At 68.4% G+C, this 902-nt stretch carries 1 protein-coding gene; it reads right to left on the bottom strand.

Features of this window, described 5'->3' with window-relative positions:
- Positions 1 to 27 precede the first annotated feature (27 nt).
- A partial coding sequence (locus tag EOA27_RS38260) for a nodulation protein NfeD (RefSeq protein WP_145970896.1) occupies positions 28 to 902 on the bottom strand: 875 nt, incomplete at its 5' end.

Raw genomic sequence — 902 nt, 5'->3', positions numbered from 1 at the left:
TGATGAGATAGGCCACGTAACCGACCATCATTTTATTGCTCCGTTGTTGCCTGCATCGCGACGCCGCACCGTCAGCACGAGGTCGCTGACATCGATCACCTCGACACGGTCGCCGGGCTGCATGGGCTCGCCTGCCTTCGCCCGCCAGCGCTCGCCCAAAGCCAGCACATGCCCCTCGCCGCCCTGCCAGTCGAGAATCTCGACGGGAAGGCCGCGCATGGCCTCGCCGCCGACGCGCGGCGGATTCTTGCGCGCCGCCCAGACATAGGTGCCGGTGAGCAAGGCCAGGCCGAGCGTCAGCGCGGCGGCCGGGCCGATCACCGCCCACGACATGGCAAAGCCCGGCCCTTCGACCTTGAGCAGCATGGCGGAGCCCAGCAGGAAGGCGGCGACGCCGCCCAGCCCCAGCACGACGGTTGGGTTGAAGGCCTCGACGATCAGGAAGGCGACGCCGAGCAGCATCAGGGCGAGACCGGTATAGTTGATCGGCAGGAGGTTCAGCGCGTAGAGCCCGAGCACCAGGCAGATGGTGCCGATGACGCCCGGCGCCACGGCGCCGGGGCTGGTGAACTCGAAGACGATGCCGTAAACGCCGACCAGCATCAGGATGACTGCCGTGTTCGGGTCGGTGATGACGGCCAGCAGCCGGATGAACCAGCCAGGCTCCAGCGTCTCGACCGGCAGCCCTTTGGTCGCCAGCACCTCTTTCCTGCCGGCCACCTCGACGGTGCGCCCGTCGGCAAGCTCCAGAAGCTCGGTGGTGTCGCGGGCAACGAAGTCGATGACATGTTCCTGCAGCGCGGCGTTGGCCGACAGGCTCGCCGCCTCGCGCACCGCCTTCTCGCCCCAGTCGCCGTTGCGCCCGCGCATCTCGGCGAGCGAGCGGATGAGCGCCACCGCGT

The sequence above is a fragment of the Mesorhizobium sp. M2A.F.Ca.ET.037.01.1.1 genome (genome assembly GCF_003998075.1).
Taxonomy (GTDB): Bacteria; Pseudomonadota; Alphaproteobacteria; order Rhizobiales; family Rhizobiaceae; genus Mesorhizobium.
Note: the sequence above shows the minus strand (reverse complement) of the source record. Positions and strands in the feature narration are given on the sequence as shown.